The sequence below is a fragment of the Nocardiopsis baichengensis YIM 90130 genome, assembly GCF_000341205.1.
Classification (GTDB): Bacteria; Actinomycetota; Actinomycetes; order Streptosporangiales; family Streptosporangiaceae; genus Nocardiopsis_A; species Nocardiopsis_A halophila.
On record NZ_ANAS01000031.1, the window covers coordinates 151896 to 167001 of the forward strand.

Genomic DNA, 15106 nt, shown 5'->3' on the forward strand with positions numbered 1-15106 from the left:
AGAAGCGATGCCCGACCTCCACCCCACGGTGGCCGAGCTGATCGCGCGGTCGAACGCGCTGGGCTCGGACCCCCGCAACACCAACTTCGCCGGCGGCAACACCTCGGCCAAGGGCACCGGGACCGACCCCGTGACCGGTGAGGACGTCGAACTCCTCTGGGTCAAGGGGTCCGGCGGCGACCTGGGCACCCTCACACCGGAGGGCCTGGCGGTGCTGCGCCTGGACCGCATGCGGGCCCTGGCCGGCGTCTACCCCGGCGTCGAGCGCGAGGACGAGATGGTCGCCGCGTTCGACTACTGCCTGCACGGCAAGGGCGGCGCCGCACCGTCCATCGACACCGCCATGCACGGCCTGGTCGAGGCCGCGCACGTCGACCACCTCCACCCCGACTCGGGCATCGCGATCGCCACCGCCGCCGACGGCGAGGAGCTGACCCGCACCGTCTTCGGCGGCAAGGTCGTGTGGGTGCCCTGGCGCCGGCCCGGGTTCCAGCTCGGGCTGGACATCGCCGAGGTCAAGCGGGCCAACCCGCAGGCCGTGGGCACCATCCTGGGCGGGCACGGCATCACCGCCTGGGGGGAGACCTCCGAGGAGGCCGAGGCCAACTCGCGCTGGATCATCGCGACCGCCGAGCGCTACATCGCGGAGAAGGGCGCCGCCGAGCCGTTCGGCGCCGTGCGGCCGGGGTACGCCCCGCTGCCCGAGGAGGAGCGCCGGGCCAAGGCGGCCGCCCTCGCCCCGCACCTGCGCCGGATCGCCTCGGCCGACACGCCGGCGGTCGGGCACTTCACCGACTCCGCCGCCGTGCTCGACTTCCTGTCCCGGGAGAAGATGCCGGCGCTGGCGGAGCTGGGCACCAGCTGCCCCGACCACTTCCTGCGCACCAAGGTCAAACCGCTCGTCGTCGACCTGCCCGCCGACACCCCCGTGGAGGAGGTCGTCGCGGCGCTGCCCGCGCTCCACCAGGCCTACCGCGCCGACTACCGGGCCTACTACGAGCGCTACGCCACCGAGGACTCCCCGGCGATGCGGGGCGCCGACCCGGCCGTCGTCCTGGTCCCGGGCGTGGGCATGTTCACCTACGGCGCCGACAAGCAGACCGCGCGCGTGGCCGGCGAGTTCTACGTCAACGCCGTCAACGTGATGCGCGGCGCCGAGGCGCTGTCCTCCTACAGCCCGATCGGCGAGGAGGAGAAGTTCCGCATCGAGTACTGGGCGCTGGAGGAGGCCAAGCTCAAGCGCCGGCCCGCGCCCAAGCCGCTGGCCACGCGGGTGGCGTTCGTGACCGGTGCGGCCTCGGGGATCGGCCGGGCGGTCGCCGGGCGGCTGGCCGCCGAAGGCGCCTGCGTCGTGGTCGCCGACCTCGACGCGGACCGGGCGCGCGCCGCGGCCGAGGAGATCGGCGGCCCCGACACCGCGGTCGGCGTGGCCGCCGACGTCGCGGACGAGACCGCGGTCCGCGCCGCCCTGCGCGAGGCCGTCCTGGCCTTCGGCGGCGTGGACCTGGTGGTCAACAACGCCGGGCTGTCGCTGTCCAAGCCGCTGCTGGAGACCACCGAGGAGGACTGGGACCTGCAGCACGACGTCATGGCCAAGGGGTCGTTCCTGGTGGCCAAGAACGCCTCGGCGATCCTGGCCGACCAGGGCCTCGGCGGGGACATCGTCTACATCGCCTCCAAGAACTCGGTGTTCGCCGGCCCCAACAACGTGGCCTACTCGGCGGCCAAGGCCGACCAGGCCCACCAGGTGCGCCTGCTGGCCGCCGAGCTCGGCGAGCACGGCATCCGGGTCAACGGCGTCAACCCCGACGGCGTGGTGCGCGGCTCGGGCATCTTCGCCGGCGGGTGGGGCGCCCAGCGGGCCAAGACCTACGGCATCGAGGAGAAGGACCTGGGCCGGTTCTACGCCCAGCGCACCATCCTCAAGCGCGAGGTCCTGCCCGAGAACGTGGCCAACGCGGTCTTCGCCCTGTGCACCGGCGACTTCTCGCACACGACGGGCCTGCACGTCCCGGTCGACGCCGGTGTGGCGGCGGCCTTCCTGCGGTGAGGGGGGCGAGCGCGCAGGCCCCGGCGCTGGCCGCGGTCGACCTCGGGGCCACCAGCGGGCGCGTCGTCCTGGGCCGCCTGGAGGAGGGGCGGCTCACCATGGAGCAGGTCGCCCGTTTCCCCAACACGCCCGTGCGGTTCACCGAGGGGCGGGGCGAGGGCCTGCACTGGAACATCCAGGCGCTCTACGGTGCCGTGGAGGAGGGGCTGGGCCGGGCGGCGGCCGCGGCCCCCGGGCTGTGCAGCATCGGCATCGACTCCTGGGCGGTGGACTACGGGCTGCTGCGGGGCGGCCGGATGCTCGGCGTCCCCTACCACTACCGGGACGGGCGCTCCGCCCGGGGCGTGGAGCTGGTGCACGCCGTGGCCGACGGCGCCGAGCTGTACGCCCGCAACGGCCTGCAGCACCTGGACTTCACCACGCTGTTCCAGCTGGCGGCCGAGCGCGAGTCCGGCTTCCTGGGCCTGGCGGACCGCCTCCTGCTGCTCCCGGACCTGGTGGCCTACTGGCTCACCGGGCGGGCCCGCGCCGAGGCCACGAACGCCTCGACCACGGGGCTGCTCTCGGTGGCCGACCGGTCCTGGGACACCGGGCTGATGGCGCGGCTGGGGTTCGATCCGGGGCTCTTCGCGGACCTGGTCCGGCCCGGGGAGCGGATCGGGCCGCTCACTTCGGAGGCGGCCGGGCGCCTGGGGACCGACCGGGACGGCGTGCAGGTGACGGCGGTCGGATCGCACGACACGGCCTCGGCCGTGGCGGCGGTGCCGTTCGAGGACCCCGACGCGGCCTACATCTCCTCCGGGACCTGGTCGCTGGTGGGCCTCGAACTCGACCGGCCGGTGCTCACAGCGCAGGCGCGGGAGGCGAACTTCACCAACGAGGGCGGCGTCGACGGGCGGGTGCGCTTCCTGCGCAACGTCTCGGGGCTGTGGCTGCTCAGCGAGTCCATCCGGACCTGGCGGGGCGGCACCGAGGGCGCCGGGGGCACGGACGGGGCCGCCCTGGAGGACCTGCTGGCGGCCGCGGCGGCGGTGGAGGGGCAGGTCCCCGTCTTCGACGCCGCGGACCCCCGGTTCGTCCCGCCGGGCGACATGCCTGCGCGCATCCGGGGGTGGTTCGAGGAGCGCGGGGTCCGGCCGCCCGGGTCCCGGGCGGAGGTGGTCCGCAGCATCCTGGAGTCGCTCGCCGCGGCCTATGCCCGCACGATCGACACGGCCGAGGAGCTGTCCGGCCGCAAGGCCGGGACGGTGCACGTGGTCGGGGGCGGTTCGCAGAACGCGCTGCTGTGCCGGCTCACCGCCCGCCGCACGGGCAGGCGCGTGGTGGCCGGGCCGGTGGAGGCGACGGCCATCGGCAACCTGCTGGTCCAGGCCAGGGCGGCGGGGCTCGTCGACCCGGACACCGCCCTGGAGGACCTGCGCGCCATCGTGCGCGCGTCCTTCCCGGTCACCGTCTACGAGCCCTGACCCGCCGGGGCGGGGAGCGCCGCCGCCGGGGCGGGCCCGACGGGCCGGCCCCGGCTCCGCGATCACGCCACCAGTTCGAGGAGGGCGTCGACGCCGCGTTCGAGGAGCTGGTCGTGGGTGAGGAGCACCTGACCGTCCTCGTCGGCGCGCGAGGCGGGGGAGACCTTGAGGCGTCCGTCGCCGTCGCGACGGACCGAGCTCCCGGGTCCGGCGTAGAGCAGCGCGAGGACGAGGCCTTCACGGTTCATGGGGGTACGTCTCCGACCTGTGTGGAGTGGGGGGAGCCCGAGTATCGCAGCGGGCGCGGCGGCCGTCGCCCCCCGGAGAGGTGGGTTTCCGCTCACAGGGCGGGCACGACTGCGACACACGGGGGAGTGGCGCGGCCCACCATGGTAGTGCAGGCGACGGCGGCCGCATCCGCCTCTCGGCCGGCGGGGTCAGGCGACCAGTTCGAGGAGGGCGTCGACGCCGCGTTCGAGGAGCTGGTCGTGGGTGAGGAGCACCTGGCCGCCGTCGTCGGGGCGGGAGGCGGGGGCCACCTCCAGGCGTCCGTCGCCGTTGCGCCGCACCGAGCTTCCGGGCCCGGCGTAGAGCAGCGCGAGGACGATGCCTGAACGGTTCATGGAAATGCGTCTCCGGCCTGTGTGAGCGAGGGGAGTTCTGAGTATTCCAGCAGGCAGTGACGTTCGTCGGCCTCCGTGGCGATAGGGGTGCAGCTCACATCGCAGGGTGCCCGCCGAAGGGCGGCGTGCTGCGCCTGCGGGGCGCGGTGCGCGTCACGGGAGCGTCGCCGTGCTTGACGGGCGGCGACCGAATCCGCGGCCGTTCCCTGCCGGGCGGTGGGCGTTCCGGTCGTCGCCTTCGGCTGACGGCGACCACCGCACCATCCGAGGCGGCGGGCGGCGGGCCTCGTCACGGCTTTCTGGGGGCGTGGAAAACGGAATGTCCCACTGCTTCAGCGGACACGACCGAATACGCCGTTCGGGTCCGGCCGCTGGATCGCTGATCTGTGGCCTCCGGGGCGGGCCGTGCAGGCGCACGCGACACGATGACCTCTCCGTGCAACGGGTGCCCGGACCCGAGGGTGCGGCGCGTCGTGCGGGGAGCCCCCGTCCGGGTCAGGCGACCTCGTCGGGGACGCGGGCGGGCGGGGCGGCCGTCGCGGCCTCGGCGGTGATGCGCCCGTTGCGCAGGTGCAGGCGGTGGTGGGCCCGCAGCGCCGAATCGGCGTCGTGGGTGGCGTACACCACGGTGACCCCCTCCCCGGCGACCTCCTCCAGGACCCGCTGGATCACCTCCTGCGCGCCGGTGTCCAGGCCGGTCGACGGCTCGTCCAGGAGGAGCAGGTCGGATTCCTGGGCGAGCCCCTGGGCCAGCAGCGCCCGCTGCCGCTGCCCGCCGGAGAGCCCCCCGAGCGGGCGGTCGGCCAGGTCGGTGATGCCCAGCCGGTCGATGCAGGCGGCCACCACGGCCCGGTCCCGGGCGCGCGGGCGCCGCCACGGGCCCAGATGCGCCCAGCGCCCCATGGCGACGGTCTCCCGGACGGTGATCGGCAGGGCGTCGGGCACGGAGCTGCGCTGGACCACCAGCGCCGGGCGCTCGCGGTGGTGCCGCTTGAGGAGCCCCGCGGCCGGCGCGTGCACCCCCGCCAGCACCCCCAGCAGCGTGGACTTGCCCGACCCGTTCGGGCCGACCAGCGCCGTCGCGCGCCCGCGGGGCAGGACGGCGGCCACCCCCTCCAGCACCGTCGTGCGGCCGTAGCCGGCGGTCACGCCGTGCAGCTCCACGGCGTTCGGTGTGCGGTGGGCCACGTCGCCTCCTCGATTGACAACGAAAATCATTTTCAGTGTACGGTCTCCCCATGGACTGGCTGACCGCCCCCTTCGAGGTGGCCTTCGTCGCACGGGCCCTGGTGGCCGGCGTGCTCGTCTCGACCGTGTGCGCCCTGGCCGGGACCTGGGTCGTGCTGCGCGGCATGGCCTTCCTCGGCGATGCGATGGCGCACGGCATGCTGCCCGGGGTCGCCCTGGCCTCGCTGCTGGGCGGCAGCCTGTTCCTCGGCGCCGCCCTCAGCGCGGTCGCCATGGCGCTCGGCGTGGGCGCGGTGACCCGCTGGTCCCGGATCTCCCAGGACACCGGGATCGGGCTGCTGTTCGTCGGCATGCTCTCGCTCGGCGTGATCATCGTGTCCCGGTCGCAGTCCTTCGCCGTGGACCTGACCGGGTTCCTCTTCGGCGACGTGCTGGCCGTGCGCCCGGCCGACCTGGCGGTCCTGGCCGCCGCGGCCGCCGCCGCGGCGGCCGTCGCCCTGCCGGGCCACCGCGCCTTCGTCGCGCTGGCCTTCGACCCGCGCAAGGCCCAGACGCTGGGGCTGCGCCCGCGCCCGGCCCACCTGGCCCTGCTGGGCCTGGTGACCCTGGCGATCGTCGCCTCCTTCCACGTGGTGGGCACCCTGCTGGTCTTCGGCCTGCTCATCGCGCCCCCGGCCGCGATGGCGCCGTGGGCCCGGCGGATCCCGGTGATCATGCTCGGCGCGGCCCTGCTGGGATCGGCCGCGACCTTCGCCGGCCTGGTCCTGTCCTGGCACCTGGGCACCGCGGCCGGGGCGACCATCGCCGCCGTCGCGGTGGCCTTCTTCTTCGCCTCCGCCCTGGCGGCGGCCGCGCGGGACCGCCGGCCGGCCGCCGCCCCCGCGCGGCCCGCACCCCGTACCCCCGTCCCCGAACAGGAGCACGCGTTCCCACCATGACGAACGGATGGAGAACCGGTCCGGCACTGGCCTGCTGGGCGGTGAGCGCCCTGGTGCTCGCCGGGTGCGCGGCCGAGGGCGGGACCGCAGAGGAGCCCGAGGCCGCGCCGCACGGGTACGTCGAAGGGGCCGAGGAGACCGCCGAGCCCCAGTGGCGCCTGGTCATGGCCGACACCGAGGACGGATCGGTGTCCGTGCTCGACCCCGCGACCGAGGAGGTGACCGGGCTCGACCCGGTCCCGGGCGCCGAGACGGCCGCGACCGACGGCCGCCACGTCTACCTGGGCACCGGTGACGCGGTGAGCGTGCTGGACAGCGGGGCCTGGACGGTCGACCACGGGGACCACGTGCACTACTACCGCGCCGAGCCCGGAACGGTCGGCGAGGCCGGGGGCACGGGCGCGGGCGCGCTGCGGGCCTCCGGGGACGCCGGAGCCACGGTGCTGGCCTCCGACGGCGGCCCGCTGGTGCTCGACCGCGCCGCCCTCGACGAGGGGGAGGTCGAGGTGACGGCCGAGCCCGACGCCGCCGCCGTGCTGCCCTACGCCGGGAGGCTGCTGGCCGCCGGGGGCGGTGAGGACGCCGTGCGGGTCCTGGAGCGCGACGGCTCCTCCACCGACCGGGCCCTCGACGAGCCGTGCCCCGACGCCCGCGGCCAGGCCGTCACCCGTCGGGGCGCCGTCCTGGGCTGCGCCGACGGGGCCCTGCTGGTGACCGAGGAGGACGACGCCCTCGAAGCGCGGAAGGCCCCCTATCCGGAGGCCCCGGACGCCCCGCCGGTGGACGGCCTCCACCACCGCCCCGGCGCCCCCGTCCTGGCCGGGTCCGCCGGAGACGAGGGCGTGTGGGTCCTCGACGTCGGCGCGGCCGAATGGACCTTCATCGACGGCGGCCCCGCGCTCGCGGTCGCCGCCGCCGGGGAGGACCTGCCGGTGCTCGTCCTCGGCGAGGACGGGGCCCTGAGCTCCTACGACCCGGGGACCGGCGAGCGCACCGCCCGGACCGGGCTGCTCGACCCGCCCGACGGGGACGGCCCCGCGCCCGCCGTGCGGATCGACACCGACCGCGCCTACGTCAACGACCCTGCCGCCGACGCGGTCTACGAACTCGACTACAACGACGACCTGAGGCTCGCCCGCACCTTCGACCTCGGAACCAGCCCCGACCTCATGGTCGAGACCGGGTGGTGACCCCTCTCCCGCCCCGGGGCCCGCTTCCTCCCCTCCCTGACGCTCCGGGCCTCCTCGAAAGGACACACGTGACCGCGATGCCGACGACCAGCCCGCCCCGCGCCCGCGGCCGCGCCCTCCGCCGCGCCGCGGCCCCGGCCTTCGCCCTGACCGCCCTGGTCCTGCCCGCGGTGCTGTCCGGGTGCGCGGCCTTCGGCGACGACCGCTCCGGCGTCGTCGTCACCACCAACATCCTCGGCGACCTCACCCGGGCCGTCGTCGGCGACGAGGCCGAGGTCACCGTGCTCATGCCGCCCAACGCCGACCCGCACTCCTTCGGGGTCTCCGCCCGGCAGGCCGCGCGGATGGAGCAGGCCGAACTCCTCGTCTACAACGGCCTCGGCCTGGAGGAGGGCGTGCTGCGCAACGTCGAGGCGGCCGAGGAGGCCGGCGCCTCGGGACTGGAGGTCGGCGAGGCCGTCGACCCCATCGAGTACACCGAGGGCGAGACCGCCGGGCGGCCCGACCCGCACTTCTGGACCGACCCGGTGCGCGCCGCCGAGGCCGTCGACGCCATCGCCGACGCCGTCGTCGCGCAGGTCGACGGCGCCGACGAGGACCGCGTGCGCGCCAACGCCGAGCGGTACCGGGGGCAGGTGGAGGAGCTGCACGAGGAGGCCGCCGAGCGCTTCGCGGCCCTGCCCGGGGAGCGGCGCCGGCTCGTCACCAACCACCACGTCTTCGGCTACCTCGCCCAGCGCTACGACTTCGAGGTCGTCGGGGCGGTCGTGCCCAGCGGCTCCACCCTGGCCTCGCCGAGCAGCTCGGACCTGAAGTCCCTGGCCGACGCCGTCCGCGACGCGGACGTCCCCGCGGTCTTCGCCGACTCCTCCCGGCCCGACCGGCTGGCCCGGGTGATGGCCGACGAGGCCGGCCTGGAGATCGAGGTCGTCCCGCTCTTCAGCGAGTCCCTGACCGCCGAGGACGGCGAGGCCCCGACCTACCTGGAGATGACCCGCCACAACACCGGGGCCATCGCGGACGCCCTGGCCCGGTGAGCCCCTGATCCGGCCTACCCCCCTCGTCCAGAACACCCCCGCACGGAAACGGAACCCCCACCATGCAGAACCCAGCCCTGACGGCGCGCCGCCCCCGCCGCGGGCCGCGGGCCACCGCGCCCGCCGCCCTTGCCGCACTGGCGGCGCTCGGCCTGACCGCCGCCTCCTGCGGGACCGGCGGCGGGGACGGCGGAGGCGGCCAGGCCGCCTCCGAGGCCGCCGACGCGCTCGTGGCCACCTACGACGGCGGGATCTTCGTCCTCGACGGGCAGACCCTCGAGGTCGTCGAGGACATCCCGCTGGAGGGCTTCAACCGCCTCAACCCGGCCGGCGACGGGCGCCACGTGCTGGTGTCGACCTCGACCGGCTTCCGCGTGCTCGACGCCGCCGGCGCCGAGCTCACCGACGCGGAGTTCGAGGCGCCCGAGCCCGGCCACGTCGTCCGCCACGCCGGCAGCACCGTGCTGTTCTCCGACGGCGCCGGCGAGGTGACCGTGTTCGACCCCGCCGACCTGGGCGACGGGCTCCCCGAGGCCGAGACCCACACCACCGACCACCCGCACCACGGCGTCGCCGTGGTGCTGGAGAACAGCGAGATGGTGGTGACGCTCGGGGACGAGGAGGAGCGCACCGGCGTCCAGGTGCTCGACGCCGACCGGGAGGAGATCGAGCGCAACGAGGAGTGCCCCGGGGTGCACGGCGAGGCCACCGCCCGCGACGAGGCGGTCGTCATCGGCTGCGAGGACGGCGTGCTCGTCTACCGCGACGGAGCGCTCACCAAGATCGACAGCCCCGACGACTACGGCCGCATCGGCAACCAGGCCGGGCACGAGGGGTCCCGGTACGTGCTGGGCGACTACAAGACCGACCCGGATGCCGAGCTGGAGCGCCCCGAGCGCGTCACGGTCCTCGACACCGCCGAGGGCGGCCTGGAGCTCGTGGACCTGGGCACGAGCTACAGTTTCCGCTCCCTGGGGCGCGGCCCGGACGGTGAGGGCCTGATCCTGGGGACCGACGGCGCGCTGCACGTCATCGACCCGGAGTCGGCCGAGGTCACCGACTCCCACCCGGTCATCGGGGAGTGGAGTGAGCCGCTGGAGTGGCAGGAGCCGCGTCCCACGCTCTTCGTCCGCGGCGGGACCGCCTACGTGACCGACCCCGGGGAGAAGAGGCTGTACGCCGTGGACATCGCCTCCGGTGAGGTCCAGGAGGAGACCGAGCTGCCCGAGGCCTCCAACGAGATCACGGGCATCGAGGGCTGACCGGCGGGAACGGGGGCGGCCGCGGCGGGTGCCGCGGTCGCCCCTGTGACCCTCGGTATTCCCGCCGTCCGAAGAGAATTCATGGACGCACGGGTTCCGAGCGCCCTTCCGGGGTGGCACGATGAGCGACCGTACGGTTGCCCATCGTGCCCTCCGGGCGCCCGATCCCCCCGACCCCGTCCCGGATCCCCGCTCGCGCGTGTGCGCCGCCCCCCGCCCTTCCCGCAGGCGGCCCGCGCATCCCCCCGAGGAGGCCCCCGTGCCCCGTCCGGCCGCCACCGCGCGCATGCTCGGCCCCGCCGCCGCTGCCGCCCTCGTCCTGGCCCTCGCCCCGCCCGCCCACGCCGACACCGGCTCCCTCGCCGCCACCACGGCGGTGGGGGTGCACAACGCCTACGAGAAGTCCGCCTTCCCCTACTTCGCCGACGCCCTGGACAGCGGGGCCGGGCTGCTGGAGATCGACGTCTGGACCGACGAGCACACGGGCGACTGGCGGGTCAACCACGACCTGTTCGGCCAGAGCAACAACTGTGTCGGAGCGAGGGACCCCGACGGCCTGCGCGACGGCGGCACCGGCAACGACTTCCGCGCCTGCCTCACCGACATCCGCACCTGGCACGAGGCCAACGCCGGGCACCGGCCCCTCACGCTGAAGATCGAGATGAAGGACGGCTTCCACGCCGCGAGCGGGATGGGGCCCGCCGAGTTCGACGCGCTGCTCGGCGAGGTGCTCGGCGACGCGCTCTACCGCCCCGCGGACCTGAAGGGCGGCCACGCCACGCTGGACGAGGCCGCCCGCGCCGGGGCCTGGGCCGACCGGGACGCCCTCGCCGGCAGGATCCTCGTCGAGCTCATCCCGGGCACCGTCGAGCGCGGCAACCCCTTCGACGACCTGTGGACCGACGAGGAGTACGGCCGCCACCTGCGCGACCTCGCCGAGGCCGGGGACATCGGCCGGGCGGCGGCGTTCCCGGCGGTGCTGGACGCCGAGTCCGGCGACCCCCGCGGGCGCTACGACGAGGGCATCCGGCCGTGGTTCGTGGTGTTCGACGGGAGCGCGACGGCCTACGTCGGGGGCGGTGGCATCGACACCTCCTGGTACACCGACAACGGCTACCTGCTGATCATGACCGGGGCGCACGCGGTCTCGCCGGCCATCGACCCCGTCTCCCCGGGCGAGGAGGAGGCCGCCGAGCGCGTCGCCGAGCTCGCCGAGGCCGGTGCGACGACGGTGACCAGCGACTGGACGGGGCTGCCGTCGGTGCTGGGCATGGTCCTGCCCCGGGGGTGATGCGCGGGGTGATGCGCGACGGCCGGGGCGGGCACGGGGATCAGGCGGGCACACCCCAGTGGCCCGCCAGGTCCCGGTAGAGCGGCGATCCGCGCATCAGCTCCGCGTGGGTGCCGTAGGCCGTGCCCGCCCCGTCCAGCAGCAGGATCCGGTCGGCGCGCAGCGCCGACGACAGCCGGTGCGCGATCACGACCAGCGTCGTCCCCGGGCGCTGCGCCAGCGCCGCCTCCGCGCGGGCCTCGGCCCCCGGATCGAGGTGGCAGGTCGCCTCGTCCAGGATCAGCAGGGGCGCGGGGGAGGCGTAGGCCCGCCCCAGGCAGAGCATCTGGCGCTCTCCGGAGGAGAGCGCCGCCGGGTCCACCTCGGCGTCCAGTCCGCCCAGGCGGTCCACGAGCGGGCCGAGCCGCAGCGCCGCCACGGCCTCGCCGAGGCGGTCGTCCCCGGTCTCGGGGGCGAGCTGGGCGAGGTTCTCGCGGACCGTTCCGGCGAACACGTACCCCTGCTGCGGCAGGAGCACCCTCCGCCGCGCCAGCGACCGCGCGCCGCCCCCGCCCGGCGGCAGGCCGCTCAGCCGGACGGTGCCCCGGTCGGGGGTGTGCAGGCCGGTGAGGACGTGTGCGAGCGTGGACTTGCCGATGCCGCTGGGCCCCACCACCGCGAGGTGCGCCCCGGCCGGCACGTCGAGGTCGAACCCGTCCACCAGCGGGCGGGTGCCGGCCCCGTAGGAGATCCGCAGGTCCCGGCAGTACACGGCCGGTTCGGCACGGCCGTCCGGGGGTTCGGCGCCGCCGTCCCGGGGCTCCTCGGCGGGCTCGTCCTCCTGCCCCTCGGGGACGAACCGGTCCAGGACCACCACCAGGCGGCTCCCCGCCGCCGCGACCGCCGTCATCATGGTCCGCAGCGCGGGCAGCAGCGACTGGACCAGGTAGGTGAGCGCCCCCATCAGCGCCCCGGCGCTCACGCCCTGGTCGAGCAGCCACGGGGTCGCGGCCAGGAGCAGGACGACCGGGAGCTGCCCGGCCGCCCCCAGGGCCAGGGTCCGAACCGCCGTCCACCGCGCGAGGGCCCTGGCCGCCGAAGCCGCCTCGTCGGTCAGGCGGAGCAGTTCGTCCCGGGCGGGGCGGGTGGTCCCGCAGGCGACGAGGTCGCGCAGGCCGACGCGCAGGGCCGCCGCCCGGTCGGTGCAGGCCTCGTCCGCGTCGAGGAAGCGGCGCTGCGCTGCGGCCATGGGCGGCAGGGTGAGCAGGAACAGCAGCAGGCCCAGGGCCAGCGGCGGCAGGACGACCGGCAGCAGCTCGGGGGCCAGGGCGGCCATCCCGGCGACGGCGCCCACGGCGGTGAACGCGAACGAGCGCACCGTCAGCACCAGGCCGGCGAAGCCGTCCCGGGCGATCTCGGTCTGCTGGGTGAGGCGGGAGACCGCCGCCCGCTCGGCCTCGGCCGCCCGGGCGGGGTCGGCGACGGCCCGGCGCAGGGCCTGGTCGGCGGCGCGCTGGACCAGGCCGTCGCGGAAGGGCTCGACCATCCCGGAGAGCCGGTGGAAGACCCCGCGCAGGACCGGCCCGGCGAGCAGCACCGAGGCGGCGGCGACGCCGAGCCAGGCCAGGCCTTCGGCGGGCCGCCCGGCGAGGAACCCGCGGTCCAGGGAGCAGGCGATGGAGAAGCCGACCAGGAACGTCTGGACCGACTCCAGCAGGGACCACGCGGCCAGCCCGAGGAGCCCGCCCCTGTGGCGGCGGAAGAAGCGCAGCCCATGGGGGAGGAGCCTGCGGAGGATCCCCCGATGCCACCGGCGCGGGGCCGTCACCGGGTCCTGCCCTGCCGCGGGCTCTCGAGAAGCGTGGGGTGCTGTGGCCGCCGGCTTCATGGGCCTCCGTCGTTTCGGCAGCGGGTCGAGAGGCGGCGTGGTGCGGTCGGTGGTCTCATAGGGCGCCGTCCCTGTGGGCTGCGGCGCCCGGTGCGTCTGAAGTGCCCGTTCTGCCCGGTGTCGAGTCCTCCGCCGGATCCGCGTGCCCGCCCTCGCCGAACACCGCCCGGTACTCCGGGTCGTGCCACAGCTCCTCGTGGGAGCCGACCGCTCGGACGCGGCCCCCGTCCAGCCACACCACCATGTCCGCCCGGGCCGCCGACGACAGCCGGTGCGCGATGACGAGCCGCGTGCCGGGGCGGACCTGCCGTGCCAGCGCCCGGTCCACCTTCCGCTCGGTCGCCGTGTCCAGGCTGGAGGTGGCGTCGTCCAGGATCAGCAGCCGCCCCGCGTGCGCGAACGCCCGCGCCAGCCCCAGACGCTGGAGCTCGCCGCCCGAGAGCGGCGCCTCCTCCAGCGGGGTCGCATACCCCTGGGGAAGCATCCGGACGAAGTCGTCCGCCCCCGCCGCCCGGGCCGCCGCCCGCACGTCCCGCTCCGAGGCCGTCTCCGCGCCCGCGGCGATCGCCTCCGCGACGGTGGCCCCCGTCAGCCACGGCCGCTCGAACGCGTAGCCGACCTCCCGGCGCAGCTCCTCCTCGGCCACGTCCGCAAGCGGGACGCCGTCCAGCAGCACCGTGCCCCCGTCCGGGTCGGTCAGCCGGCCCGCCACCTCCGCCAGCGTCGACTTGCCCGCCCCCGAGCGCCCGACCACGGCCGCCGTCCGTCCGCCCGGAACGTGCAGGTCCACCCCGCGTAGTGCCCGGTCGGTGCCGCGCCGCACCTCCACCCCGCGCAGTTCCAGCGCACCGGGGCCCTGCGCAGGAAGCGCCGAGCGCCCGTAGGGCAGTTCCGGCACGCCCATCAGCGCGTCCACGCGGCGCGCGGCCGTCCGCCCCCGCACCAGCGCCCCGAGCGGTTCGGCGACCGCCCCCAGGCCGGCCGCCAGTGCCGCGTAGCGGGACACCGCCAGCAGGTCGCCGACGCTCAGCCGCCCGGCCGCCAGCCCCAGGCCGCCCACCGCCAGGACGGCCGTGATCAGCAGGGGCATCAGCACGCCGCTGCGCGCCATCGCCGAGCCGTGCACCGCCCACATGCGCCGCCCCTCGGCGCCGAGCGCGTCCAGCGGGCGCAGGACGCGGCTCCGCTCGGCGTCGAGCGTCCCGGCGGCGGCGATGGCGCGGGCACCGGAGAGCGCGTCGGTCAGCCGGGCGGCGATGCCCGACTGCACCTGCAGGTACCGCCCCACGGTGTCCCCGGAGCTGCGGGCGAACGAGCGCAGCAGAAGCGCCAGCAGGGGAAGGCCTGCCGTGAAGGCCAGGGCCGTCCACGGGTCGATGAGCACCAGCGCGACCAGGGCCCCGGTCGGCGCCAGTGCCGCGGCGGCGATCTGTGCGGCCGCGGCGGGGGCGGTCCCGGCCTCGGTGGCGTTCGCCGACAGGCGGGTCGCCAGGTCGCCGGGGGAGAAGCGGGCGACCTCGGAGGGGGAGGCTGAGGCCAGCCGGGCGACGGCCCCGCGGCGCAGCCGTGCGGTGGAGCGGGCGCCCACCGTGCCCGCCAGCAGCGCGGCGCAGGAGGTCAGGACCACCTCGGCGGTGATGAGCGCGATCGCCGCGGCGAGCGTGCGCCCGGCGTCGGGGGCGCGGGCCAGGAGCAGGTCCAGGGCGGAGCCCATGACCGCGGGGACGGCGAGGGAGGCGCCTGCCGCGGCGGCCGAGCACAGCAGGACTCCTCCGGTGCGCCCGGCCTCGGCGCGGGCCACCCGGGTGAGCAGCGCGTCGGCGGACCGGACGTCCGGGGCCCGGCCGGTACCGCGGCGCCGGCGAGTGAACACCATCCTTGGCCCTTCCTGGAACGGGGAGAGCGGAGCCGGGCGCCGGCCGTCCGGTCGGCGCCCGGCCGCTGGGGGAGCTGCGTTACCGACGCTCGCCCCTGCGGGGGAGCGGTGGTCACCGACTCATACTCGCCGCCCTTTCTGGGGGCGCCCGTGCGCCTTGGGGATGAAAGTACTGCGGGCGTTCGGAGGGTCACGGAACCGCGTGTCCGGTCCTCCGCCGAGAACATCCGCGGATTCGGCGCGGTCGTCATGGGGACACGGCCGGTCGAAAGCGGTGAAGCGTCACGCCGGATCAGTGCTCGCGCCCCTCTCGTGCCT

General features: G+C 75.9%; 12 protein-coding genes. 7 read left to right on the plus strand and 5 right to left on the minus strand.

The annotated features are described in order from the left end of the window. Nucleotides 1–7 precede the first annotated feature (7 nt). Nucleotides 8–2050 (plus strand): bifunctional rhamnulose-1-phosphate aldolase/short-chain dehydrogenase, encoded by a 2043-nt coding sequence (locus C892_RS0122405; RefSeq protein ID WP_017559009.1) that lies wholly within the window; start codon nucleotides 8–10, stop codon nucleotides 2048–2050. Then, a complete protein-coding gene (locus tag C892_RS0122410) occupies nucleotides 2047–3516 on the plus strand; it encodes a rhamnulokinase (RefSeq protein ID WP_017559010.1) in 1470 nt (489 codons plus the stop codon). The genes C892_RS0122405 and C892_RS0122410 overlap by 4 nt, the downstream gene beginning before the upstream one ends. 62 nt (nucleotides 3517–3578) lie before the next feature. On the opposite strand, the gene C892_RS0122415 is transcribed toward C892_RS0122410, so the two are convergent. From C892_RS0122415 to aztA, 3 genes are all read right to left on the minus strand, one after another. Continuing rightward, nucleotides 3579–3764, minus strand: a complete 186-nt coding sequence (locus C892_RS0122415) for a hypothetical protein (RefSeq protein WP_017539214.1) — start codon at nucleotides 3762–3764, stop codon at nucleotides 3579–3581. Nucleotides 3765–3953: 189 nt separating this feature from the next. Next, nucleotides 3954–4139: a hypothetical protein gene (locus C892_RS0122420; RefSeq protein ID WP_017559011.1), complete on the minus strand. Its 186-nt coding sequence runs from the start codon at nucleotides 4137–4139 to the stop codon at nucleotides 3954–3956. A gap of 495 nt (nucleotides 4140–4634) precedes the next feature. Then, the gene (gene aztA, locus C892_RS0122425) at nucleotides 4635–5327 is read right to left on the minus strand and encodes a zinc ABC transporter ATP-binding protein AztA (RefSeq protein WP_017559012.1); all 693 of its coding nucleotides are present in this window, start codon (nucleotides 5325–5327) and stop codon (nucleotides 4635–4637) included. Nucleotides 5328–5377: 50 nt separating this feature from the next. Here aztA and aztB point away from each other — a divergent pair, with 50 nt between their 5' ends. The 5 genes from aztB (at nucleotide 5378) to C892_RS0122450 (ending at nucleotide 11045) form a co-directional block, all read left to right on the plus strand. Continuing rightward, the gene (aztB, locus tag C892_RS32015) at nucleotides 5378–6265 is read left to right on the plus strand and encodes a zinc ABC transporter permease AztB (protein WP_017559013.1); all 888 of its coding nucleotides are present in this window, start codon (nucleotides 5378–5380) and stop codon (nucleotides 6263–6265) included. Beyond that, a complete protein-coding gene (locus C892_RS32020; protein ID WP_026124563.1) occupies nucleotides 6262–7455 on the plus strand; it encodes a hypothetical protein in 1194 nt (397 codons plus the stop codon). Before aztB ends, C892_RS32020 begins: the two co-directional genes overlap by 4 nt. Before the next feature lie 77 nt (nucleotides 7456–7532). Beyond that, entirely contained in the window at nucleotides 7533–8492 is a 960-nt protein-coding gene (aztC, locus tag C892_RS0122440) for a zinc ABC transporter substrate-binding protein AztC (protein ID WP_239647486.1), read from the plus strand. Nucleotides 8493–8554: 62 nt separating this feature from the next. Continuing rightward, a complete protein-coding gene (aztD, locus tag C892_RS0122445) occupies nucleotides 8555–9754 on the plus strand; it encodes a zinc metallochaperone AztD (RefSeq protein WP_017559016.1) in 1200 nt (399 codons plus the stop codon). A 259-nt stretch (nucleotides 9755–10013) separates the two neighbouring features. After that, nucleotides 10014–11045: a phosphatidylinositol-specific phospholipase C domain-containing protein gene (locus C892_RS0122450; RefSeq protein ID WP_017559017.1), complete on the plus strand. Its 1032-nt coding sequence runs from the start codon at nucleotides 10014–10016 to the stop codon at nucleotides 11043–11045. 40 nt (nucleotides 11046–11085) lie between these two features. Here C892_RS0122450 and C892_RS0122455 read toward each other — a convergent pair whose 3' ends face one another. Further along, complete coding sequence (locus tag C892_RS0122455) at nucleotides 11086–12852, minus strand: ATP-binding cassette domain-containing protein (protein ID WP_017559018.1); 1767 nt, start codon at nucleotides 12850–12852, stop codon at nucleotides 11086–11088. 115 nt (nucleotides 12853–12967) lie between these two features. Then, complete coding sequence (locus C892_RS0122460; protein ID WP_017559019.1) at nucleotides 12968–14788, minus strand: ABC transporter ATP-binding protein; 1821 nt, start codon at nucleotides 14786–14788, stop codon at nucleotides 12968–12970. Nucleotides 14789–15106: the final 318 nt, after the last annotated feature.